This is a genomic window from Stenotrophomonas sp. P5_A9, from assembly GCF_056400525.1.
Genome location: NZ_JBFULC010000001.1, coordinates 12,699 through 36,234 on the forward strand (window position 1 = coordinate 12,699; position 23,536 = coordinate 36,234).

At 68.4% G+C, this 23,536-nt stretch carries 21 protein-coding genes; 11 read left to right on the top strand and 10 right to left on the bottom strand.

The genetic code is table 11. The features are described from left to right. Positions 1 to 31 precede the first annotated feature (31 nt). The 3 genes from AC1DR7_RS00065 (at position 32) to AC1DR7_RS00075 (ending at position 3,399) form a co-directional block, all read left to right on the top strand. Positions 32 to 1,090, top strand: coding sequence for a sensor histidine kinase (locus AC1DR7_RS00065; RefSeq protein WP_478052549.1), 1,059 nt, complete (start codon positions 32 to 34; stop codon positions 1,088 to 1,090). After that, positions 1,083 to 1,718: a response regulator transcription factor gene (locus AC1DR7_RS00070; protein WP_256774287.1), complete on the top strand. Its 636-nt coding sequence runs from the start codon at positions 1,083 to 1,085 to the stop codon at positions 1,716 to 1,718. The genes AC1DR7_RS00065 and AC1DR7_RS00070 overlap by 8 nt, the downstream gene beginning before the upstream one ends. 121 nt (positions 1,719 to 1,839) lie before the next feature. Beyond that, positions 1,840 to 3,399 carry a thioredoxin family protein gene (locus AC1DR7_RS00075; protein WP_457318476.1) on the top strand — a complete coding sequence of 520 codons (1,560 nt, stop codon included), beginning with the start codon at positions 1,840 to 1,842 and terminating at the stop codon, positions 3,397 to 3,399. 92 nt (positions 3,400 to 3,491) lie between these two features. Here the strand turns inward: AC1DR7_RS00075 and AC1DR7_RS00080 are convergent, their stop codons facing one another. The 7 genes from AC1DR7_RS00080 to AC1DR7_RS00110 are packed head-to-tail and all read right to left on the bottom strand — an operon-like array spanning position 3,492 to position 13,126. After that, positions 3,492 to 4,253: a 2,3-dihydro-2,3-dihydroxybenzoate dehydrogenase gene (locus tag AC1DR7_RS00080; RefSeq protein ID WP_457318477.1), complete on the bottom strand. Its 762-nt coding sequence runs from the start codon at positions 4,251 to 4,253 to the stop codon at positions 3,492 to 3,494. Then, positions 4,250 to 8,164: an amino acid adenylation domain-containing protein gene (locus AC1DR7_RS00085; RefSeq protein WP_478054400.1), complete on the bottom strand. Its 3,915-nt coding sequence runs from the start codon at positions 8,162 to 8,164 to the stop codon at positions 4,250 to 4,252. Before AC1DR7_RS00085 ends, AC1DR7_RS00080 begins: the two co-directional genes overlap by 4 nt. Before the next feature lie 17 nt (positions 8,165 to 8,181). Then, complete coding sequence (locus AC1DR7_RS00090) at positions 8,182 to 8,448, bottom strand: phosphopantetheine-binding protein (protein WP_457318478.1); 267 nt, start codon at positions 8,446 to 8,448, stop codon at positions 8,182 to 8,184. Next, complete coding sequence (locus AC1DR7_RS00095) at positions 8,445 to 9,080, bottom strand: isochorismatase family protein (protein WP_457318479.1); 636 nt, start codon at positions 9,078 to 9,080, stop codon at positions 8,445 to 8,447. The genes AC1DR7_RS00090 and AC1DR7_RS00095 overlap by 4 nt, the downstream gene beginning before the upstream one ends. Next, entirely contained in the window at positions 9,080 to 10,732 is a 1,653-nt protein-coding gene (locus AC1DR7_RS00100; protein WP_478051327.1) for a (2,3-dihydroxybenzoyl)adenylate synthase, read from the bottom strand. Before AC1DR7_RS00100 ends, AC1DR7_RS00095 begins: the two co-directional genes overlap by 1 nt. Before the next feature lie 16 nt (positions 10,733 to 10,748). Further along, positions 10,749 to 11,927, bottom strand: a complete 1,179-nt coding sequence (locus tag AC1DR7_RS00105) for an isochorismate synthase (RefSeq protein WP_457318481.1) — start codon at positions 11,925 to 11,927, stop codon at positions 10,749 to 10,751. Then, positions 11,924 to 13,126, bottom strand: a complete 1,203-nt coding sequence (locus AC1DR7_RS00110) for an MFS transporter (RefSeq protein WP_478076350.1) — start codon at positions 13,124 to 13,126, stop codon at positions 11,924 to 11,926. Before AC1DR7_RS00110 ends, AC1DR7_RS00105 begins: the two co-directional genes overlap by 4 nt. Before the next feature lie 226 nt (positions 13,127 to 13,352). Between AC1DR7_RS00110 and atpC the strand changes: the two genes are divergently transcribed. The 5 genes from atpC (at position 13,353) to AC1DR7_RS00135 (ending at position 18,623) form a co-directional block, all read left to right on the top strand. Further along, positions 13,353 to 13,814, top strand: a complete 462-nt coding sequence (atpC, locus tag AC1DR7_RS00115; protein ID WP_256774278.1) for an ATP synthase F1 subunit epsilon — start codon at positions 13,353 to 13,355, stop codon at positions 13,812 to 13,814. A gap of 380 nt (positions 13,815 to 14,194) precedes the next feature. Then, positions 14,195 to 16,570 carry a ribonucleoside-diphosphate reductase subunit alpha gene (locus tag AC1DR7_RS00120; protein WP_478051329.1) on the top strand — a complete coding sequence of 792 codons (2,376 nt, stop codon included), beginning with the start codon at positions 14,195 to 14,197 and terminating at the stop codon, positions 16,568 to 16,570. A gap of 213 nt (positions 16,571 to 16,783) precedes the next feature. After that, a complete protein-coding gene (locus AC1DR7_RS00125) occupies positions 16,784 to 17,824 on the top strand; it encodes a ribonucleotide-diphosphate reductase subunit beta (protein WP_256774276.1) in 1,041 nt (346 codons plus the stop codon). Positions 17,825 to 17,836: 12 nt separating this feature from the next. After that, the gene (locus AC1DR7_RS00130) at positions 17,837 to 18,319 is read left to right on the top strand and encodes a flavodoxin (RefSeq protein WP_457322073.1); all 483 of its coding nucleotides are present in this window, start codon (positions 17,837 to 17,839) and stop codon (positions 18,317 to 18,319) included. Further along, on the top strand, positions 18,291 to 18,623 hold the full coding sequence (locus AC1DR7_RS00135) for a thioredoxin family protein (RefSeq protein ID WP_478051292.1): 333 nt from the start codon (positions 18,291 to 18,293) through the stop codon (positions 18,621 to 18,623). The genes AC1DR7_RS00130 and AC1DR7_RS00135 overlap by 29 nt, the downstream gene beginning before the upstream one ends. 217 nt (positions 18,624 to 18,840) lie before the next feature. Here the strand turns inward: AC1DR7_RS00135 and AC1DR7_RS00140 are convergent, their stop codons facing one another. Next, on the bottom strand, positions 18,841 to 19,152 hold the full coding sequence (locus AC1DR7_RS00140) for a DUF3817 domain-containing protein (RefSeq protein WP_256774376.1): 312 nt from the start codon (positions 19,150 to 19,152) through the stop codon (positions 18,841 to 18,843). Positions 19,153 to 19,287: 135 nt separating this feature from the next. Beyond that, positions 19,288 to 20,049: an SDR family NAD(P)-dependent oxidoreductase gene (locus tag AC1DR7_RS00145; protein WP_256774273.1), complete on the bottom strand. Its 762-nt coding sequence runs from the start codon at positions 20,047 to 20,049 to the stop codon at positions 19,288 to 19,290. 101 nt (positions 20,050 to 20,150) lie between these two features. Between AC1DR7_RS00145 and AC1DR7_RS00150 the strand changes: the two genes are divergently transcribed. From AC1DR7_RS00150 to AC1DR7_RS00160, 3 genes are all read left to right on the top strand, one after another. After that, positions 20,151 to 21,059, top strand: a complete 909-nt coding sequence (locus AC1DR7_RS00150) for a LysR family transcriptional regulator (protein ID WP_256774272.1) — start codon at positions 20,151 to 20,153, stop codon at positions 21,057 to 21,059. A gap of 163 nt (positions 21,060 to 21,222) precedes the next feature. Beyond that, a complete protein-coding gene (locus AC1DR7_RS00155) occupies positions 21,223 to 21,999 on the top strand; it encodes a DeoR/GlpR family DNA-binding transcription regulator (protein ID WP_478051294.1) in 777 nt (258 codons plus the stop codon). 11 nt (positions 22,000 to 22,010) lie between these two features. Then, positions 22,011 to 23,159 (top strand): MFS transporter, encoded by a 1,149-nt coding sequence (locus AC1DR7_RS00160; protein ID WP_478051295.1) that lies wholly within the window; start codon positions 22,011 to 22,013, stop codon positions 23,157 to 23,159. 10 nt (positions 23,160 to 23,169) lie between these two features. Here AC1DR7_RS00160 and AC1DR7_RS00165 read toward each other — a convergent pair whose 3' ends face one another. Next, the gene (locus AC1DR7_RS00165; protein ID WP_478052551.1) at positions 23,170 to 23,457 is read right to left on the bottom strand and encodes an EF-hand domain-containing protein; all 288 of its coding nucleotides are present in this window, start codon (positions 23,455 to 23,457) and stop codon (positions 23,170 to 23,172) included. Between the last annotated feature and the right edge of the window lie 79 nt (positions 23,458 to 23,536).

Consider the following 23,536-nt stretch of genomic DNA (forward strand, 5'->3'; position numbering starts at 1 on the left):
GCTCCACCCTGTACCAACGGGAGTCGTTCCGATGCCCTCTTCGCCTTCGCGGCATACCCTGGCCCTGCTCGGCCTGGGCGTGGTCATGGCCGCGATCTTCGCCGCCGACACGCTGACCGATTACGCCGTGGCCGCCGCGTGCTTCTATGCGGCGGTGATCCTGGCTGCATCGCGGGTCATGAGTGCCCGCGGGTTGGTGCTGCTGGCGGCCATCTGCATCGCGTTGACCGGGCTGAGCTTCTTCCTGACCCGCTTCGGCACCTACCGCATCGGTCTGGTCAACTCGGCCATCGGCATGCTGGTGATCGTCATCACCACCTACCTGTCACTGAAAATGGAAGCGGCCAAGGCCGCCGTGCAGGAAGCGCAGGCGCGTCTGCTGCGCGTTGCGCGCGCCTCCACGGTGGGCGAGCTGACCACCTCCATCGCCCATGAAGTGAACCAGCCGCTGGCCGCCATCGCCAGCAGTGCCGAAGCCAGCCAGCGCTGGCTGGCGCAGGCGCCGCCGAACGTGGAGAAGGCGCGGCAGACGTTGGCCCGCATCCTCGCCGACGCGCACCGCGCCAGTGACGTGATCGCACGCATCCGTGGCTTGACCCAGGGTGCCAGCCCGGAACGACGCGGCTTCGATCTCAACCAGGCGGTGCTGGAAATGCTGGCGTTGTCGCGCAGCGAGCTGGAGCAGCACGCGGTGGCGGTAAACACCCAGTTCGATGACGAACTGCCGCTGGTATTCGGGGATCGTGTACAGGTGCAGCAGGTGATCGGCAACCTCATTCTCAACGCGGTCGATGCGATGGCCGGGATTCCCGCCGGTGGGCGTCGTCTGACGCTGCGTAGTCTCCGCGTGGATGACGCACGCGTCGCACTGAGCGTGCGCGACCACGGCAGCGGGCTGCCATTGGAAGCACCGGAGCGCGTGTTCGATGCGTTCTGGACCACCAAGTCGGGGGGGCTGGGGCTGGGCTTGAGCCTGAGCCGCAGCATCCTGGAAGCCAACGGCGGCCGGATCCGCGCCGAGCCTGCCGAAGGCGGTGGCGCGCGTTTCGTGTTCGAGCTTCCGGTCGATGCCGGGGCCGACCATGGCTAAGCCCGCTGCACCGGCCGGCGAGCCGGCACCGATCGTGTACGTGGTCGACGACGACCATTCGGTGCGTGCCGCGCTGGAAGACCTGCTGGCCTCGATGGGGCTGCAGGTGCGCGCCTTCGATTCCATCGCCGCCTTCCTGCAGCACCCGCGCCAGGATGCGCCAGCCTGCCTGGTGCTGGACGTGCGCATGCCGGGCCAAAGCGGGCTGGAGTTCCATCGGCAGATGGCCAGCCATGGATTGACGCTGCCGGTGGTGTTCATCACCGGGCACGGCGATATCGCCATGGGCGTGGCCGCGATGAAGGAAGGCGCCATTGAATTCCTGACCAAGCCGTTCCGTGACCAGGAACTGCTGGATGCGATCCACCTCGGCATCGAGCGCGACCGTCTGCGCCGCCGTGATGAGGAGGCGCTGGACATCCTGCGCCAGCGCTGGGTTGCGCTTACCGCTGGCGAACGTGACGTGGTGGATGGGGTGGTGCGCGGCCGCCTCAACAAGCAGATCGCCGGCGAACTGGGCGTCAGCGAGATCACGGTGAAGGTGCGCCGCGCCAACGTGATGCGCAAGATGCAGGCCCGCACCCTGGTCGATCTGGTGCGGATGTACGACCGGTTGGGGCCGGGCTGATCACCGCCGCGACTGGGCAGATAAGCAATCGGCATGAACCGGCCCCGCTGCACGGGCCGGCAGCTTCCTAGAATGCAGGCTGGCCGCGCCTGCGGCACCTCTCCCCTGCTGGATCCTGCCGATGCGCGTTTCCCTGCCCTTCGCCCTGCTCGCCCTGTGCACTGCGCTTGCCGCGTGCCAGCAGCCCCCTTCGGCCAGTCCGGTAGCGTCTGCGGAAGCGGCGCCGGCCGCCGAGGAAATCGCCTGGCGGCATGGCGATGTGGAGGACGCCTTTGCCGATGCGCGCCAGTCCGGCAAGCCGGTGCTGCTGTACTGGGGCGCGGTGTGGTGCCCGCCGTGCAACAAGCTCAAGGCGACCCTGTTCCGTGATCCGGCCTTCATCGCGCTCACCCGACAGTACGTGCCGGTGTACCTGGACGGCGACCTGGACGGCGCGCAGGCGCTGGGCGAGCAGTTCGGCGTGCGCGGGTATCCCACGCTGATCGTGCTGGATCCGCAGCGCCACGAAATCACCCGCCTGGCCGGCGGCAACGACAGTGCCGAGCTGACCCGCGCACTCACCCTGGCGGCCAAGCGACGCACCGCCGTGGCCGATGTGCTGCGGGTGGCGGTGGTGTCGCCGCAGCGGGTGTCCGAAGACGACTGGCGCATCCTGGGCGACTACGGCTGGGAAGTGGATGCCAACCGCCTGTCCGGGCAGCGCGACCCGGCGGTGCTGTTGCGGCAGTTGGCCAAGGCCGCGCCGGCACCGGCGTTGCAACGACGCTTCGCCCTGCTCGCCCTGGGCGCGGAGGCCAACGGCAAGGACAAGGCGGCTCCCGGCAGTGAGGCACGCGAGCAGGCCCGTGCGCTGCTGACTACGGTGCTGGCGGCGCCCACCGAGGTGCGCGCCAATCGCGATCTACTCGGCTACCAGGGTCCGGCGCTGGTGGCACGTGCGGCGGCGACGCCCGAACAGGGCGAGCAATTGGGCGCGCAGCTGTTGGCCGCGTTGGAGCGTGCCGATGCCACCCAGGACAACGCGGCCGATGCGCGGCTCTCCAGCGTGATCACGGAGTTGAGCCTGTTCAAGCAGCAGCATGCCGGTGCGCGGGTGCCGGCGGCACTGGCCGAGAAGGCGCATGAGCGGGTTGCCGCGGCCGACGCGGCGGCCAGGACCCCTCACGAGCGACAGGCGACGATCAGCACAGCGGTGTACGTGCTGCGTGAGGTCGGCGACGACGCAGCGGCGGAAACGCTGCTGCTGGCCGAGCTGGATCGCAGCCAGACGCCGTATTACTACATGCCCGAGCTGGCTGAACTGGCCGAGGCGCGCGGCGACAAGGACGCGGCGCTGGACTGGCTGCGCAAGGCCTACGACGGCGCGCAGGGACCGGCGACGCGGGTGCAGTGGGGCGTGTTGTATGTGGAGGGGCTGGTGCGGTTGCGCCCCGAGGACAACGCGGCAATCGAACAGGCGACCGCGCAGGTGATCGCCGAACTGGATGCGCAGCCGGCCGGGTACCACCAGCGCACGCGGCAGCGCTTCGAGCGGTTGGCGGGCACGTTGCAGACCTGGAGCCGCGTCCACCACGGCCAGGACACGCTGGGCCGCCTGCAGGCGCGCATGGGCGAGACGTGCGCGAAGGCCGCGCCGGGCGCAGATGCCAGCGCCGCCTGCGACCGCTGGCTCAAGGGATAAGCAGCCTCAACAGGCGACCACGGAGAAACGCGTTGACCGGTAGTGCCGGCCGCTGGCCGGCTCTCGCCCCTGCCATGCTGCAGGGCCGCTATTTACCCTCGCAACGCCGCGCCACCGTCGACATACAGATCGCTCATGGCGATGTGGCCGGCCTGCTCGGAGAGCAGGAACATCACCGCCTGGGCGATGTCCGCCGGCGTGGCCAGTTTCCGTAGCGGAATGCCGGTCTTGTACGTATCGGGACTGCCGTCGATCACGCGCTGGGCGCCGTCGGCGTCCTCCCACATGCCGGTCTGCATGGCAGTGAGGGTGGATCCGGGCGCGACGATGTTGCAGCGGATGCCATGCGGGGCCAGTTCCAGCCCGAGGCACCGGGTGAACATGGTGGCTGCGGCCTTGGAAGCGGCATAGGCCGCCATGCCGTGGCGCGGAACACCGGCGGCATTGGAGCTGACGGTCACGATGGCGCCCTTGCGACGCGGCGTCATTACCCGCGCCAACGCACGGCAGACATGGAACACCCCGTCGGCGTTGACCGCGAAAACACGCCGCCATTGCGCGTCGTCGATCTGGTCCACCGTGCCCACTTGCAGCGCGCCGGCAACGTTGATGCCGAAGCCGATCGGGCCGAGCGTGGTCTCGGCCCAGGCGACCACTGCGTTCACGGCCGCCGCGTCGGTGACATCCAGCGACCGCACATGCAGGTTGGCGTGCGAAGGCAGCACCGGCACCGCAAGGTCGGTGGCGATCACCACGCTGCCGCTGTCCAGCAGCAGCTGCACCAGTGCCGCGCCGATCCCGCCGCCCGCGCCGGTAACCAGAGCGAGGGTGCCGTCGAATCCGGTCAGTTTCATGCGGACGTTTCCTTGGGTAGCGCACTTGCCGGGGGCGTATCCCAGCGCTGCAGATGGGTGGAGAGCCACGGCGCAAGCTGGGCCACGGCATCGCGGCCGGTCAGCTCTGCATGCAGGAACGGCAGTTCGAGCGCATCCACCTGCCCTGCATGCGCGTTCCACAGCGCGGATTGAAGATGGGGTCGCGCGGCGTGGTCGCGGCCAGCGCGAACGTGCCGCAGGCGACCGGTGTAGGGACGATGGTGATGTTCGCGGATCAGACCATTGGTGCCGGTGACCGCACGCACCACGCCATCCAGTACCGCATCGGGCAAGTTGCCCAGCGCGCTGTCGCCACGGCGCAGGAACGCCAGAATGCGCGCGCGACTGTCCAGCTCGGGATGCGCATCGGGGTCGTGTCCTGCAATGGCCAGTAATGCGCGCAGCGCGGCCACGGGGTCGGGCGCGGGTTCGGCGCGCCAGCATTCGCTCGGGTAGGCATCCAGCAGCACCAGCTCGCCCACCTGACGACCGACGGCCTGCAGGCGAACTGCCATGGCCTGGGCGATGATGCCGCCCACCGACCAGCCCAGCAGGTGGACGGCGCCTTCGGGCTGGACCGACAGCACGCGATCCACATAGCTGGCCGCAAGCGCGTCGATGCTGTCCGGTAGCGGCTGTGCGGTGTCCAGTGCGGGCGACTGCAGGCCGTGGACGTCGCGGGCCGGCTGCAGGGCGCGGGCGAGGTCACGATAATTCCAGGCGATGCCACCGGCGGGGTGCACCACGAACAACGGTGCCCTGCCCGGCTCGCCACTGGCCAGGCGGATCAAGGGCGCCAAGCCATCGTCGGTCTCGGCGGTGGGCGCGTCCAGCAGTGCGGCCAGGCCCGCCACGGTGGGGTGGGCGAACACCGCGCCGAGGCCCGGGTCGCGCTGCCAACGGTGCTGGATGGCCAGCAGCAGGTGCACCGCGGACAGCGAATCGCCGCCGAGACTGAAGAAGTCGGCGTCGGCACTGATCGGCGCCTCCCGCCCCAAGACCTGCGAGAACAGCGCGGCCAATACCTGCTCGGTTTCCGTGTACGGCGCACGGCCGTCCTGCGCGTGCAGCGGGGGCGCGGGCAGCGCGTTGCGATCAAGCTTGCCGTTGGCGGTCACCGGCCACTGCTCGACCACGACCAGCGCGCTGGGCAGCATGTAGTCCGGCAGGCGTGCGGCAATGCCGCTACGAATGCGGTCGATGTGGAGGCCCTCGCCAGAGACGTAGCCGACCAGGCGGCGCTCGCCCGGCCGGTCCTCACGCAGCAGCACTTCCGCACGGGTCACCCCGAGCTGCGAACGCAGCGCGGCGTCGATTTCGCCCAGCTCGATGCGCAGACCGCGCAGCTTGACCTGGTGATCGCTGCGGCCCAGGTACTCCACCGCGCCGTCGCTGCGCCACCGGGCGACATCGCCGCTGCGGTACAGCCGGCCGCCGGCCACGTGCGGATCGTCCAGGAAGCGTTCGGCGGTGAGATCGTCGCGGCCGAGGTAGCCGCGTGCCAGTTGCACCCCGCCCAGGTACAAGTCGCCGGGTACGCCGGGCGGCAGCGCACGCAGCTGCGCGTCGAGCACGTAGAGCCGCGTGTTCCAGACCGGATGACCGATCGGCACCGGGTGGGAGCGATCGTCGCGGCTGGCGGGCCATGCGCTCACGTCCACGGCGGCTTCCGTGGGCCCGTAGAGATTGTGCAGTTCCGCATCGACGGTGGCGTGGAAGCGATCGCGCAACGACGGCTCCAGCGCTTCGCCGCTGGTGAACACCCGGCGCAGTGTCAGGCCCTGCGCGGCAGGAACCGCGAGGAATGCATCCAGCATCGAGGGCACGAAATGCACGGTGGTGATGGCCTGTTCGCGGATCAGCGTGGCCAGCAGGGTCGGATCACGGTGTGCCTCGGGCGCGGCGATCACCAGCGTGGCCCCGCACAGCAACGGCAGGAAGAACTCCCAGACCGACACATCGAAGGTCGCCGGGGTCTTCTGCAGAATGCGCTCGTCGCTGCCGACGCTGTAGTGACCGCGCATCCATTGCAGCCGGTTGACGATGGCGCGGTGTTCGATCAGCACGCCTTTTGGATCCCCGGTCGAGCCGGAGGTGTAGATGACGTAGGCCGCGTCCTGCGGGTGCACCGTATCGACCAGTGTGGCGTCGTCCGTATCGTTCCACGCCTGCGGGGACAAGACCGCCAAGCCGGGGAAACGGGCGGCATCCTCGGCCTCTGCCAGGACGCAGACCGGCTGCGCGGACGCGAGTATCCGCGCCAGTCGTGCATCGGGATGGGCCAGGTCGACCGGCAGGTAGGCCGCGCCCGCCCGCAGCACGGCCACCAGCGCCACGACCAGATCCAGCGAACGGGGCAATGCGATCACCACCCGCGACTCGCGCGCCGCGCCCAGCGCCTGCAACTGCAACGCCAGGGCCCGGCTGCGGCGTTCCAGCGCGGCGTAGCGCATCGTCTGGCCCGCGAACGCCAGCGCAATGGCCCTCGGGTGGGTCTGCATCGCGTTCGTCAGCAAGGCGCTCAGCGATATGTCCGGCAGGGCCTGCGCGGTCGCGTTGACCTCGTATAGATAGCGCTGCGCTTCGGCCGGGGTGGCCAGGGCAATATCGTCCATGCGCCCGTCGCGCTCGTGCACGTCCAGTGCCGCGGCGATGAAATGCAGCAGCCGATCGGCATGCGCACCTACCTGCGCGGCGTCGTAAAGGGTTGGGTTGGCTTCGATTTCCAGGTCCAGCAGTGTGCTGCCATCCCCCCGGAATCCGAACGTGATGTCGTCCACCGGACCGGTACCCAGCACCTCCAGCCGGGTCTGCACACCCGCCAGCGGCAGCGGCCGATAGAACGGCTGCACGTTGACCATCGGGCCGTGCAGGCGGCGTTGGCCACCGATCAGTCCCAGGTCGCGGCGCAGCTGTTCGCCACGGTAGCGGCCGTGACGGCGGCCGCGCAGCAGGTCACGCGCGACCGTGCGGACAAAGCCGGCAACGCTGTCATCGGCCGCGCTCACGCGTAGCGGCAGCACATTCATCACCATGGCCGGCACCCGTGCCGACACGCTGCCCAGCCGTCCCATGAACGGCACGCCCAGCACCACCTCGTCCAGCGCGCTGAAACGGCGGCAGTACGCAGCCGTCAGCGCGCTCAGCAGGTCCGGCCACGGTTGCCCGATCTGCTGCGCGACGGCCTGCACGCGAGCGCGCAACGCGTGCGGCACGTCGCTGACCAGGCGCAGCGCATCTGCGGCGGCGGCAGCGGCAATGCCTGTCAGCCCTTCCGCCGCAGGCGCGCCGGACAGGTACTGACGCCAGTACGCGCCATCGGCATCACGCCGCTCACTGCCTGCGTAGGCGGCGTCCTCGGCGATCACGGGCGCAAATGCAGCCAGCCCGGGATGTTCCCCACGGCTCCCGCCGTAAAGGGCGCAGACCCGCTCGCTGAAGAGCGCCATCCCGTAGCCATCGGTGGCCAAGTGATGCACGCGCAGGTACCACACGTACCGGTCGGTGCCGAGGACGAACAGGCAGTGCTGCGCCAGCCGGTCACGCGCAGGGTCCACCGCGTGCAACCGGTCCTGGTCCATCGCCGCGCGTGCCGCGGCGGCAGGATCGGCCTGCAAGCTCAGGTCCACCACGCGCATGGCGGGCACGTGGTCCGGGTCATGCCACTGCTGCGGCTGGCCATCGTCGCCCACGCTGAAGCGCAGCGCGAGCGCTTCTGCTTCGTGCGCGGCAGCATCCGCCGCGGCAACGAAGCTACGGACGTCGAGGGCGCCTTCCACCCACACCGCATGCGCGGTACTGAAGGCGGCCGGCGCGTCGGCCAGGCGCTGCGCATACCACAGGCCGGTCTCCGCCTCGGTCAGCGGGTAACGCTGCGCGGCTTCATGCACCTGGTCCACGCGTGCGTTCATGCGCGGTCGGCGCTGGCCTGCAGCCGCTGCACCACGCCCCACCAGCCGGCCAGCGTGGCGTGCTCGGCAAGATGGCTGAACTCCAGCGGGATCCCGCTCTCGCCCCACGCCAGCACCAACCCCAGCACCCGCATCGAATCCAGCCCCAGGTCGATCAGGTTGTCCTCATCGCCAATGGTCTCCGGCGCTTCGCCAAGCATGCCGGCCACATCGATGCGCATGCGTTCAAGGTCGAGGGCGACTGCGCGCGTATCGGGGCTCATGCCAGGGTCTCCAGCAGCTGGTCGGTGGTCAAGGGCACGCCGCAGGTCCGCGCGATCAACTGCATCGCCATATCGTGATCGGCACGGGAGAAATCGGCCACGGCATCGGCCGCGATGAAGGCTTCGATATCGCGCTGGAAGGCCTCGCTCACCGTCGCCGCGCAGCCGATATGCGCGTACACGCCGGTGACCAGCAACTGGTCGCGGCCGCGCGCACGCATCATTGTTTCCAGGTTGCTGCGCTGGAACGCGCTGTAGCGGTGCTTGACCAGTATGTGGTCGCCCGCCGCCGGGGCCAGCGCAGCGAGGATCGTTTCGTGTTCCGGCGTGGCGTGCATGCCCGGCCCCCACAGATCGGCCTGCAGGCCACGGTCGCGGCGATCCTGGTTGCCCCGCTGTGCGGTGTAGAACACCGGAATGCCGCGGGCACGGCAGTGCCGCAGCAGGCGGGCGGTGTTGGCCACGGCCGGCGCCAACGGTGCCGCGTCGGCGTTGAATGCACCCAGAAAGTACTGCTGCATGTCGTGCACCAGCAGCGCCAGGCGCTCGCTGCGCGGCTGCCAGGCACCGCGCGGGGACGGCAGCTCGTTGGCCAGCGGCGGGGAATAGTCGGCAATCCTCGGCAGCGCCATCAGCGCGGTCCTCCTGTTTGTTGGATGTAACGTTCGCGCAGTTGCGCGCGCAGTTCGCGACGGCTGATCTTGCCGACCGCCGTGGTGCCGAACGCCTCGACGAACACCACCTGGTCGGGCACCTTGAACGCGGCCAGGCCACGTCCACGCACCCAGGCCTTGAGGCTGGCTGCCGTCGGCGGGGTATTTCGTGCGATCACGAATGCGCAGCTGCGCTCGCCCAGGTAGGGATCGGGCATGGACACCACCGCCGCATCGAACACCTCGGCGTGCGCCAGCAGATGGTCTTCGATCTCTTCGGCGGAGATCTTCTCGCCGGCCCGGTTGATGTGGTCACCTGCCCTGCCCTGCACCACCAGGTAGCCACCGGCCAGCTGCTGCACCCTGTCACCGGTGCGGTAATAGCCGTCTTCGGTGAACGAGCGCGCATTGGCCGCCGCATCGTTGTGGTAGGCACGGATCGTATACGGGCCGCGGGTGAGCAGATGGCCGACGGCGCCCTCGGCGACCGGATGGCCGTTGTCATCGACCACCAGTACCTCGTCGTCGGGCGAGATCGGTCGGCCCTGCGTGCCCACCACCACGTCCTGCGGGTCGTGCAGCCGCGTGTAGTTCACCAGCCCTTCGGCCATGCCGAACACCTGCTGCAACTGGCAGCCCAACGCATCGATCACGCGCCTGGCCGCTTCCGGCACCAGCTTGGCGCCGCCCACCTGCAGCACGTTCAGGCTGGACAGATCATGCGTCGTACTCCCGGCGGCCTGGGCCCACAGCAGCGCCAACGGTGGCACCAGACCCACACAGGTGACGCCTTCGCGCGCGATCAACGGAAACGCTACATCCGGTCCCGGTCCCGGGCTGAGTACCACCCGCGCACCGGCGTACAACGCACCGAAGAAACCGGGCGAGCTCATCGGGAAGTTGTGCGCGGCCGGCAGCGCGACCAGGTACACGCTGTCGCGGTCGATACCGCAGATGCCGTTGCTGGCACGGAACGAATAGATGTAGTCGTCATGCGTGCGCGGGATCAGCTTGGACAACCCGGTGCTGCCACCGGACAGCTGCAGGAACGCGACCGACTGCGGGTCCGGATCGGCCGGCAGCTGCGAGACGTCCCCCTGCAGCGCCGCTACGGCACTGAACTCAGCCGCGTCGCCGACGATCAGCACATGCTGCAGCGTCGGCACCGCGGTCTGCAGTTCACGTGCGAGGGTGCGGTAATCGAAGCCGTCATGGCCGGAGGCGGCGACGTAACCGCGTGCCTGCGCCTTGCGCACGAAGTGGGTCACCTCGGTGATGCGATGCGCGGGCAGCGCGTACACCGGGATCAATCCGGCACGCATCAGCCCGCAGGCCACCGTCACAACTTCGGGAACATTCCCCAGCTGCACCACCACGCGGTCGCCCGGCACCAGTCCGGCAGCGAGCAGGCCCGCGCCGATCCGGCCGGCTTCCTGCCACAACCCGGCGTAGCTCAGGCGGACCCCGCCCGCCACCACCGCGATGTCGTCGGCAAAGCGTGCGGCGCGATCACGCAGGAAACCAGGGAAGGTTTCGCCACGCCAGTAACCCGCAGCGCGATAGCGGGCGACCAGCGCCGCCGGCCAGGTCTGGCACAGCGGCATCAGCGCAGATTCGTCCACGTCGTTCATCAGCAACTCCATTGACTCATGCAGAAGGCACGTGGTCGACGCCGAGGGCGTTCAACAGCGCGCCGAATTTCGCGGCGGTTTCGGCCACTTCCAATGCGGGCTCGGAGTCGGCGACGATCCCGGCCCCGGCATAGATCCGCGCCTGCCGGCCCTGCACGCGCGCGCAGCGGATCGCCACGTACCAGTCACCGTCGCCGTCGGCATCGGTCCAGCCCACTGCGCCGGCGTAGAAACCGCGCGGCACCGGTTCCAAGGCGCAGATCGTATCCAGCGCGAGCTGGCGTGGCGTGCCGCACACCGCCGGAGTGGGATGCAGGGCCGCCACCAATGCGGCCACCGGCGTGGCGGCATTGCTCAGCGTCGCCTCGATGCGCGTGCCGAGATGCCACATCGTCGCAGTGGCATGCAGCGACGGGCGCGCATCGGCCTCGACATGAGTGCACCACGGCGCCAGCGCGGTGACGATGGCCTCGACCACGTGGCGGTGCTCGTCGTGGTCTTTCGCCGAGCCCAGCAGGGCCTGCGCGGTGCGCGCATCCTCCGCGGGATCGGCACTGCGCCGCGCCGATCCGGCCAGCGGATGCGAAAGCACCCGCGTGCCACGACGCGACACCAGCAGCTCCGGGGTAGCGCCGACCAGCCAGGCGGGCGGCTCCGGCCCGTCGATCGGCAGCGGCACCAGATAGGTGGCCACGCTCGGATCGTGGCCCAGTCGCGCGGCCAGCTCGCGCGGTGCGATGGGCTGCCCACTGTGCAGGTGCAGGCTGCGCGCCAGCACCACCTTGTGCAGGTCCGGCGCGGGCTGTTGCAACCGGGTCAACGCCTGGCGCACGGCATCGGCATAGTGCTGCGCGCTCGGCTCGGCGCTGACACTGCCGGAAAAACGCGGCACCGGCGGTGCCGGCAGTGCCGCCGCAGGCGCCAGCCACTCCGGCTGATGCAGCGCATCGTCGGCCTGTGGGTCGAACGGCAGCGCCCCCACCAGCAACGGCAGTCCGGCATGCGGCGCGGCAAAGAACGCGGCGACCCGCGCGGCCAGGCTGGCGGTACCACCACCGGGCAGGCGTGCGCGGCAACCGCGCGCATCCAGCGAACGCAGCGGCGCGCGCAGCAGGAACTGCGCCGTGGCCGCCGCCTCGTCCACGCCGCCGCCGTCTTCGTCGCGCTGCGCACGCGCCTGCAGGCTGTCGTTCATGCCGTCACCGCCATGCGATGGCGCATTGCCGCGATGGAGAGCACCAGCAGCAGCACGCCCACCAGCACATACGGTGCACTCGGCCGCCATTGGTACAGCAGCGTGCCCAGCATCGGCCCGATCACCATGCCCAGGCCCTGCACCGACGCCACCGTGCCCGCCGCCGCGCCCTGCTCGTGGGCCTGCACCGAATCGGCGGCAAGCGCCTGGAACGACGGAAACACGAAGCCCATGCCGAACGCCGCGACGGCGTACGCCAACAACAGTTCCCAGCGCGCATCCACCAGCGCAACCGACGCAAAGCCCATCGCCGAGATCAACGCGCCGATGGCGATCCAGCGGCGCGGCGATACGCCGCCGAGCTTCATCACCAACACCTGCGCCAGGATCAGGCCCACCCCTACGGCGGTGAGGGCCAGGYCAGCCGCCTGCGCGCCATCGGTCGGCGACAGCTGCAACCGGTCGATGGCAAAGAATCCAACCGTCACCTGGGCGATGGTCACCGACACCATCGCCGCGAAGACCGCCAGGATCGGCAGGCGCAGGCGTGCATCGGTCCAGCCCAGGCGCTGACGCGGTCCGGTCGCCGCCGTCGCGGCCACCGGCGCGTCGGCCGGCAACCGCCACGCGATCACCGCCAGCGACAGCAGCGGCAGCAACGCGGCGACATACAAGGTCAACGACAGCTGATGGAAGGCGATCCAGCCCGCAGCGGCCGGCCCGATCACCATGCCCAGCGCATTGGCGCTGCCGAGTTTGGCCATGGCCGCAGCGCGTTGCCCGGGCGCGGCACCATCGGCCACCATCGCCGCTGCCGTGGGCGGCACCGCGGCGTAGAACAACCCCACCAGCGCCCGCGTCCCCACCAGCACCACCACCGACAGCCACAGCGCCGGCGGCCGGGCCAGCGCGGCATCGACGAATACCGCCATGACCACGTAGATCACCACGTAAGCGGCCAGCGCGATCAGCAGCACGCGCTTGCGCCCGATCCGGTCGCTCAACGTGCCCCAACGGCGTGCGGACAGCATCCACAACACGCCGGCGGCGGTCACCGACAAGCCGGCATGCCATTCGGCCAGGCCCAGCAGACGCACCACCGGGCCCACCACCGCCACGAAGGCCATCATCGCCATCGTGCCGGTCAGGGCGGCGAACACCAGGGCCGGTAAACCGGGTACTACCGAACGCTCACGCATGGACCACCACCGCCAATCAGAGGAAGGGCGCGCGGCGCGGCGGCGCGGCGCGTCGAATCGATCGGCTTGGGCGATCAAGGTCGCCTTGGCTATCCATTCAAATGATAACAGGTCGCATTCGCAGGTGCCCGCACAGGGTGATGCGGCGTTCAGCACATTGACGGCGATCAACCCGCACACACATCGGCCCGACTAAGCTGGATCCACCCCACCCCGGCACTCTGCAATGGCGTCACTTCCCCCCATCACCGCCCTGCCCGGCATCGTCGCCGATATCGCGCAGGGGCTGTCGGTACAGATCATCAGCCTCACCGGCGAAATCTGGAGCGGCGACGTGCGCGAGATCAGCCTGCCCGGCAGCGAGGGTCGCTTTGGCGTATTGGCGCAGCACGCACCGCTGCTGGCCACGTTGCGCGAAGGCATGGTCTCGGTGTTTCCGCTCGCCGCCGAGCCGCCGTTGCATGTCTATGTGTCCGGCGGACATGTCGAAGTGCAGCCGGGCAAGGTGATCGTGCTGGCCGATCTGGGGCTTCGCAGCGAAAACCTGGACGACGCCCGCGCCCGCGCCGCACGCGAGGCCGCCACCTCGCCAATGGCCGCCGAACTAACCAATCCGGACAACGCCAAGGTGCATGCCGAACTGGCCTGGCAACGGGGACAGCAACTGCGCGCGTTGCCCTGGAAGTAGCCCCCGCGCCATCGGCAGGGACGCCGTGAACCGACCCACGGTCGGCCCCTGCGTGCTGGCGTTTTTTCAGGTGGCGCCCCGCCCGCACGGCTGCGGCGTTTGGTCACGTCCGGCGCGTCATCAACCCAACATATGATGTTGACGATGAGGCAGACCCACACTATGTTGTGTTCATCGGCTCCCCGCTTCCGCCAGGCCCGGTTCCTCGTCGCGCCCCCGCAGACCGCTCCGGTCGCAGGGCGTGACCACCCGAACGGCGCCTGGTTGCGAGAGCGTTGCCCGGACACATCCGGGGATGATCCCCCTGCCTCCATGACGCCCGCCCGGCCGTCGCGATGCCTGTATCGCGACGCGACAACTGCGCACCGCATGGATTTCCGATGATCAACGACGACACCCCGCTCTCCGCACCCTCCGCCTCCTTCGATCACACCGCCCCGCTCGGCGGCGATGGTCTGTGGATCACCAAGGAAGGCGGCAACCGCCGCATGCCCTTCGACCCGCCGCGACTGCTGCGCTCCATCCAGGGGGTACACGCAGAATTTCCGCAGCTGGACCTGGCCGACTACCAGCGGGCCGTGCTGGCACTGGTGCACCGCCGCGAACAGCTCGCTGCCGATGAACTGGTCGACCTGCTGATCCGCGAGGCCGAGTCGCGCATCGACCTGGTCGCGCCGGACTGGGAGCACTTCGCCGCACGGCTGTACCTGCGCCGGCTGTACAAGCGCGCCAGCAAGAATCGCTTTTACGATGCCAGCCTCAAGTACGGTTCCTACGTCGGCCTGCAGGAGAGCCTGGCCGACCGCAACGTGTACTCCATCGACATCCTCAAGGCCTATTCCAAGGAGGAACTGGAAGAGGCCGGGCGCATGATCGAGCCAGACCGCGACCTCCTGTTCGCCTACAACGGGCTGTACCTGCTGGCCACGCGCTACCTGGCCACCGACCACTCGCGCGCGGTCTATGAGCTGCCGCAGGAGCGTTGGCTGACCATCGCGCTGTACCTGATGCAGAACGAACACCTCAGCGGCGACCGCACCCGCGCACGGCGCATGCGCCTGGTGCACGAGGCGTACTGGGCGCTGTCGCACCTGTACATGACCGTGGCCACCCCGACCCTGGCCAACGCCGGCAAGGTCGGCGGGCAGTTGTCGTCGTGCTTCATCGACACCGTCGACGACAGCCTGCAGGGCATCTACGACTCCAACACCGATGTTGCCCGCGTATCCAAGCACGGCGGCGGCGTGGGCGCCTACCTGGGCTACGTGCGCTCGGCCGGCGCGGCCATCCGCGGCGTGGCCAACTCCTCCGGCGGCGTGGTGCCGTGGATCAAGCAGCTCAACAACACCGCGGTCAGCGTCGACCAGCTCGGCCAGCGCAAGGGCGCCATCGCGGTGTACCTGGACGTCTGGCATCGCGACATCGAGGCCTTCCTCGACCTGCGCCTGAACAACGGCGACCAGCGCCTGCGCGCGCACGATGTGTTCACCTCGGTATGCCTGCCGGACCTGTTCATGGAGGCGGTGGAACGGCGCGGCGACTGGTATCTGTTCGATCCGTACGAAGTGAAGCGGATCAAGGGCTGGTACCTGCAGGACGTCCACGATGAGCAGCGCGGCCAGGGCAGTTTCCGCGAACGCTATGCCGAGGTCGTCGCCGACGAACGCATCAGCCGTCGCACGATCAAGGCCATCGACCTGTTCAAGCGGATCATGGTCAGCCAGCTGGAAACCGGCAACCCCTTCATGTTCTACCGGGACGAAGTGAACCGGATGAATCCCAACAAGCACGCCGGCACGGTGTACTCCAGCAACCTGTGCACCGAGATCCTGCAGAACATGAGTCCGACCCGGCTGATGCAGGAAATGATCAGTGGCGACCAGATCGTCACCACCCGCCAGGCCGGCGATTTCGTGGTGTGCAACCTGTCCTCGATCAATCTTGGTCGTGCGGTCACCGCCGCGCCGGACCTGCTGTCCAGCGACGTGCTTGAGCGGCTGGTGCCGATCCAGGTACGCATGCTCGACAACGTCATCGACCTCAACCAGTTGCCGGTTCCGCAGGCCACCATCACCAACCGCAAGTACCGCGCGATCGGCTTGGGCACCTTCGGCTGGCACCATCTGCTGGCACTCAAGCAGATTGACTGGAACGACGCGCAGGCCGAGGACTACGCCGACAGCCTCTACGAGCGCATCAACTACCTGGCCATCCAGGCCAGCATGCGTCTGGCCGAAGAGAAGGGCCGCTACAGCGCCTTCCTTGGCAGCGACTGGCAGACCGGCGAGTACTTCCGTGCCCGCGGCTACGACAGCCCCGCCTGGCAGGAACTGGCCGCGCAGGTGAGCGTGCACGGGCTGCGCAACGGCTGGCTGCTGGCGGTGGCACCGAACATGAGTACCGCGCAGATCGCCGGCTCCAGCGCCTCGATCGACCCGGTATACGGCGCGTTCTACTACGAAGAGAAGAAGGACTTCCGCCGCCCGGTCGCCGCCCCCGGGTTGTCCCTGGACACCTACCCGTACTACGAAAAGGGCGCCTACCGCCTGGACCAGTTCGCCAGCATCCGCCAGAACGCACGCCGCCAGCGCCACGTGGACCAGTCGATCAGCTTCAACCTCTACGTGCCCAGCACCATCCGCGCCAGCACCCTGCTCGCACTGCACATGAGCGCCTGGCGCGAAGGCCTGAAAACCACGTATTACGTGCGCTCCAACGACATCGACATCACCGAATGCGACTGGTGTGGCAGCTGACGACCGCAGGTCGTCAGCGGTAGTGCCGGCCGCTGGCCGGCAACCAGGCACAGCCCGTCAACGGTAGTGCCGGCCGCTGGCCGGCAGCCAGACACAGCCCGTCAGCGGTAGTGTCGGCCGCTAGCCGGCAACCAGGCACAGCCCGTCCACGGTAGTGCCGGCCGCTGGCCGGCAACCAGGCAAACGCACGTAACCGACAACCAGGACACCCCCATGGCAACACCGCTCGAACGCATCAAGATCCTCGAACCGCGCCACCCCAACCGCTCCACCGGCATCATCAACGGCCGCACCAGCGGCATCCTCAACTGGAACGACATCCCCTACCCGTCCTTCTACCGGGCGTACAAAGAGCTGTCGACCAACTTCTGGATCCCCGACGAAGTCGACATGAAGGGTGACGCGCGCGGGTACGGCGAGCTCAGCGCGCGCGAAAAGAACGCCTACGATTCCATCATCGGCCTGCTGGCCACGCTGGATTCGCCGCAGACCCGCTTCATCTACAACGTCGCCGAATACATCACCGACCCGGCCGCGCACGCCAATGCGGCGATCATCGGCCAGCAGGAGGTGATCCACAACGAGAGCTACAGCTACGTGCTGGCCTCCATCGCCGGGCTGGCCGACCAGAACCGGGTCTTCGAGATCGCACGCACCCACCCCACCATCCAGGCGCGCAACCAGCCGATCATGCAGTCCTATGACGACTTCATGCGCGAGAAGACCGCCGAAACGCTCATCCGCTCGCTGATCCAGTCCTCGATCCTGGAAGGCATCAATTTCTATTCGGGCTTCGCGTTCTTCTACAACCTGGTGCGGCAGAACCGCATGACCGGCACCGGCAAGATCATCAGCTTCATCAACCGCGACGAACTGGCCCATACCAAGTTCATCAGCGAGTTGATCCGCGCCATCATCGGCGAGAACCCGCAGCTGCAGGGCGATCAACTCACCGCCTACGTGCACGACGCCTTCGAGCATGCCATCGCGCTGGAGACCCGCTGGACCGGTGAGGTGCTGGACGGCATCGACGGCATCGACGTGGACGAGATGATCCGCTACGTGAAATACCGCGCCAACAAGATGGCCGGCATGCTCGGCATCGAGAAGCTCTACAGCGATACCAGCGTCAACGTGATGCCGTGGATCAAGGCCTACGCCGACAACTTCACCGAAACCAAGACCGACTTCTTCGAGATGCGCAACGCCAGCTACAAAAAGACCAATGCGGACAACGGCTTCGACGATCTGTAGGAACGCGCGGCCATGAACCTCCTGCTTGCCTATGCATCGTTGAGCGGCAACACCCGTGAAGTGGCGCGGCTGCTGGCTGCTTACTGCACCGAGCGAGGTCATGCGGTGCGCTGCCTGGACGTGGACAGCGACCCGGTGGACGATGCCCTTGCCCAGCCGCATGCGGGGTTGCTGCTGGGCTGCTGGACTGACAACGCCGGCCGCACGCCTGCCGAGATGAAGCAGTTCGTGGCCACGCTGCGCGACGGACCGGGGCTGCCGCCCGGCGAAACCGTGGCGGTGTTCGGTACCGGGGAAACCCAGTGGGGCCTGGAGTTCTACTGTGGCGCCGCGCACCGGCTGGCCCGTTTTTTCGGCTCGCCACTTCCGGTGCTGGAGATCGAGCAGATGCCGCACGGCAGCGACGACACCCAGACCATTCACCGCTGGGCCGACCGTGTGCTGGCCCATTTCGAGACGCCTTCCAATGCTGACCCTGCACGCCACCACCGCTGACGACTACCGTGCCGCCCTGCGCGAACATCCTGTTCTGCTGGTCGATTTTCACAAGGACGACTGCCCGGGCTGCCGGATGCTGGACATGTCGCTGGCCAGCGTCGCCGGTTCGCCCCGCGCGGCGGGTGTCGTGCTGCTCAAGGTGAAGCTGGAAACCATCGGCGAAGTGTTCTTCCGCAGCCTCGGCCTGCGCCAGACACCGACGTTGCTGCTGATCCGTGGCGGGCGTGAAGTCGCACGGCTGGCCGGCTATCAGTCCCCCGGAAAGATCGGCGAGGCGTTGGCGTCGGTGATGCCCTCCTGAGACAGGAGAAGGTGGCCGCCCGTCCAATCACCGGCACGGTCGGTTCCCAAACCACCGCCGATACCGGCGCAACGCGCATTGCACGCAGGACCCACGAACGCAGTCCGCGCCTGCGATCAGCAAACCGGTCTGCGCCCCCCGTCATGTCGCCACCGCAGGGTGACCCGATGCGTGCAGTCGACCAAGGTTCGCCCCAAGCCGGCGCCGGGGACCAGCATCAGGCCGGGCGACGGCTCAACAACCCGCGCCGCTTGAACCACCATTCCAGCGGCAGCGTCACCAACGGCGGCACCGCGGCCAGCACTGCCAGGCCCGCCGCCCACCATGGCCACCGCAGCCGCACCGCGGCCAGCACCGTCACCACGACGTAAGCCATGAAGGCAAACCCATGCAGTGGACCGAACACGCGGACGCCGACCGGGGTCGGGTCGGCGGCGTGGTACTTGAAGTACATACCGATCAGCAGCCCGGCCCAGGTCAATGCTTCGATGAAGGCGACGGTGGCAAATACACGGCCCATCGGGCGCATCGGAAGAGGAGCGTTCAAATCAGACTCGGCTCGGCACGGACAGAATGCCCATGATAGCCGCGAACTGCGAATGCGACCCGTTTGCAGAACCACCGCAACGAAAACGGGCGCACGCAACGCGCACGCCCGCATCCTTCAGACGAACATGCCGCCGGACGCCTCCACCCGCTGTGCATTGATCCAGCCGGTGCTCGGCGACAACAGCGCCGCCGCTACCGGGCCGATGTCCTCCGGCTGACCGGCACGCCCCAACGCCGTGATCGAGGCAACCATGCCGTTGACGTGTTCGTCGTCGCGCACCCGACCGCCGCCGAAGTCGGTGGCGATCGCGCCCGGTGCCAGCGTGTTGGCGCTGATGCCACGCGCGCCCAGCTCCTTGGCCAGGTAGCGGGTGAACACCTCGATGCCGCCCTTCATCATCGCGTAGGCCGAACTGCCCGGCAGCGAGAAGCGCGCCAATCCGCTGGAGACATTGAGGATGCGCCCGCCATCGGCGATCAACGGCAGCAGCGCCTGGGTCAGGAAGTACGGCCCCTTCAGGTGTACCGCCACCGCGTGGTCGAACTGTTCCGGCGTGGTGTCGGCGATGCTCGCATACAGACCTTCGCCGGCATTGTTGAGCAGGCCCTGCAGATGGCGGGCGCCGAGGGTCTGCAGGGTCTGCCGCACCTGGTCGGCGAACGCGCCAAAGCTGCCGCTGTCGGCCACATCCAGCGGCAAGGCCACCGCGCGCCGGCCCAGCGCCTCGATCTGCGCCACCACCTGCTGCGCGGCATCGGCCTGGTTGCGGTAGGTCAACACGATGTCCGCGCCGTCGGCGGCCAGGGCCAGGGCGGCATTGCGGCCCAGGCCACGGCTACCGCCGGTGATGAGGACGATACGGGGCGAGCTGCTCATGTGGATTCTCCAGCGTTGGGGGTGGGTACAGCCTATTGATCTTGCAGGGCCACATAAATCACGCGATCCTGATTTGACTGTTCAATATTGGATAACAATCCATGGACCGCCTCGACCAGCTGCGCAGCTTCCTGCGCGTCGCCGAACTCGGCTCGTTCACCGGCGCCGCCGACAGCCTCGGCCTGCCCAAGGCCAGCGTGTCGCTGGCGGTGCAGCGGCTGGAGGCCGAGGTGGGCGTGCAGCTGCTGCACCGGACCACCCGCCGCGTCCAGCTCAGCGCCGACGGCGCGCAGTTCCAGCAGCGCGCCCGCGACCTGCTCGACGACATGGAAGAGCTGCAGGGCATGTTCCGCCGCGACACCAGCCAGCTCAAAGGGCGGCTGCGGGTGGACATGTCCAGCGGCCTGGCCCGGCAGCTGGTGATCCCGCACCTGCCCGGTTTCCTGGCCCTGCATCCCGGCCTGGAGATCGAACTGAGCGGCACCGACCGCCGCGTCGATCTGGTCCGCGAGGGCTTCGACTGCGTGCTGCGGGTGGGCAGCCTGGACGACAACACGCTCGTCGCCCGCCCGCTGGGCCTGATGCGGATCGTCAACTGCGCCAGCCCGGCGTATCTGGCCACGCACGGCACCCCACGCGAACTGGCAGACCTGGCCGATCACGCCTTGATCCACTACGTCGGCACGCTCGGCCAACGCTCGCCGGGCTTCGAGTATCCCGACGGTGCCGGCTACCGGAACCTGCCGATGCGCGGTCCGATCACCGTCAACAGCGGCGAGGGCTACAGCGCCGCCGCGCTGGCCGGGCTGGGCATCATCCAGGTGCCACGTCTCGGGGTGCGCCAGGCGCTGGCCGCCGGCACACTGGTGGAAGTGCTGCCGCAGCTGGCCGCCGAGCCGATGCCGGTGACGTTGCTGTACGCGCAGCGCCGCCACTTGCCACAACGGGTGACTGCATTCATGGACTGGGTGGCCGGGGTGATCCAGCCGGAACTGTCGCGGGAGGACTAGCGCAACGGCGGACGGGCGTGAACATTCATGCACGATAGAATGCACGTTTGTACGCATTATCGCGCACGTTTCCGTATACTCAGTCCTCTGCGCAACGAACGATGCCCGTTTTCGCCGGTTTGAACAATCTTCCCTGCACGTTTCATTTCCCGCGAGTCGTTCCATGACCCCCGAAGCCCTGCCCGGCGAACGCCAACAGACCATCCTGCGCCTGCTGCGCGAACAAGGCCGCGTGTTCTCCGCGCCGCTGGCCGTGCAGATGGGCGTGTCGGAAGACTCGATCCGCCGCGACCTGCGTGATCTGGCCAGCCAGGGCCTGTGTCGCAAGGTGTACGGCGGCGCCCTGCCCGCCGCACCGGCGTTCCCGCCACTGGCCGACCGCCATGCCCAGCAACGCGAACAGAAGCAGGCCCTCGCGCGTGCCGCCGCCGCGCATGTCCGCCCGGGCGAGCTGGTGCTGCTCGACGCCGGTTCCACCAACAGCGCCATCGCCGCCTGCCTGCCCGACCAGCACGGCATCCGGGTGATCACCAACGCACCGGATATCGCGGTGCTGCTGATGGCACGCAACGGTATTGAGGTCAGCCTGATCGGCGGCCGGCTGGACCGGCGTATCGGCGCGGCCGTCGGTGCACAGGCGCTGGAAGCGATCGCCGCGTTGCGGGTGGACGTGTGTTTCATCGGAACCTGCGCAGTGGATGCAGAAGCCGGGATCTGGGCCGTGGACGGCGAAGAGGCTGCGCTCAAGCGCGCGATGCTTGCCGCGAGCAGCCGCTGCGTGGTGGTGGCCAGTAACGAAAAACTCGGGGCACAGGCCGCGCATCGCATCGGCGGGGTCGAGCAGATCGACATCCTGGTGCTCGAAGCCGACGCACCGTCGGCCCAGGCCGAGGCGTTCGCGCGTCGCGGCGTCGATCTCCACCACGCCCGCGCAGAGTGAGCCCGCTCCCGATGTCCACGCTTGCACGTTCCACGCTCGTCGGCACACGCACCGAACAGCACGCCACCCGCGCCGCCTTCTTCCTGCCCGGTTTCGCCACCGCCGCGTGGGCGCCGCTGGTGCCCTTCGCCAAATCCCGCACCGGCCTGGATGAAGGCTCGCTTGGCCTGGTGCTGCTGTGCCTGGGCGCCGGCTCGCTGCTGTCGATGCCGCTGGCCGGCATGTTCGCCGCACGCCATGGCTGCCGCGCGGTGATGATCGCCACCCTCATCATGGTGATTGCCAGCCTGCCGCTGCTGGCCATCGCGCCCTCGCCATGGACGCTGGGTCTGGCCTTGTTCGTGTTCGGCGCCGGCGTGGGGGCCTGCGACTGCACCATGAACATCCAGGCGGTGATGGTCGAGCGGGACAGTGGGCGGCCGATGATGTCCGGCTTCCATGCCTTCTACAGCATCGGCGGCGCCGTCGGCGCGGCGGCGATGACCGCGCTGCTGGCCCTGCATCTGCCGCCGTGGCTGGTATGCCTGCTGGGGTCGGCGGTGATGGCGGCGCTGCTGGGCGTCTCGCTGCCGTTCTGGCGCAATGACAAGGCGCCGTCGGGCGCGCCGGTGTTTGCCGTGCCGCGTGGCGTGGTGCTGGGCATCGGCGTGCTGTGCTTTGTCGCCTTCCTGGCAGAAGGCGCGATGCTGGACTGGAGCGCGGTATTCCTGCATGAAGTGCAGCAGGTCGACCCCGCGCGTGCCGGGCTGGGTTTCATGACCTTCGCCATCGCGATGACGGTAACGCGGCTGGTCGGCGATGGCGTGGTGGCACGGCTGGGACGGCACCGCGCGATCCTGCTGGGCAGCCTGGTCGCCGCCGGCGGTTTCGCGCTGGTCACCTTTGCCCCGGCACTGCCACTGGCGCTGCTCGGCTACGCGCTGATCGGCCTGGGCTGCGCCAACATCGTGCCGGCGCTGTTCTCGATGGCCGGCAACCAGAAAGCCATGCCCGAAAGCCTGGCGATTCCGGCCATCACCACGCTCGGCTATGCCGGCGTACTGGCCGGACCGGCGCTGATCGGCTTCGTCGCCCACGGCAGCAGCCTGGTATTCGCGTTCTGCCTGGTCGCCGCTGCGCTGTTGCTGATCGGGCTGGTGGCGCGCTGGGTGAAGGCCTGAGCCAACGGTGTCACTTGGCGCCGGCAGCATGGGCGGCGTGCTCGCACTTGGCGTACTCGTCGCGGCTGATCCTCATGTCCTTGTCGGCGTCGCACTTGCGCAGGCGCGCGGCAATGGCATCGGGATACACATTCACCTCCGGCAGGGTAACGATGCCGTCCTTGTCCTTGTCCAGCGCCTCGAACGCAGGCAGCGGCGCGGGCGCCCTGGCTGTCGGCGCGGCAGCGGCGTTCGCGGCGATGCCTGCCAACAGCAGCATCGTCAGCAGCCAGCGCGATCTTTGTGCCATCCGGTTCATCAGTGTTCTCCCAGGTCGTGGCGACGGATGATCCGGCGCCTGCGCAAGGCTGGACCTGCCCGCCAGTCGTTGGGCGTGA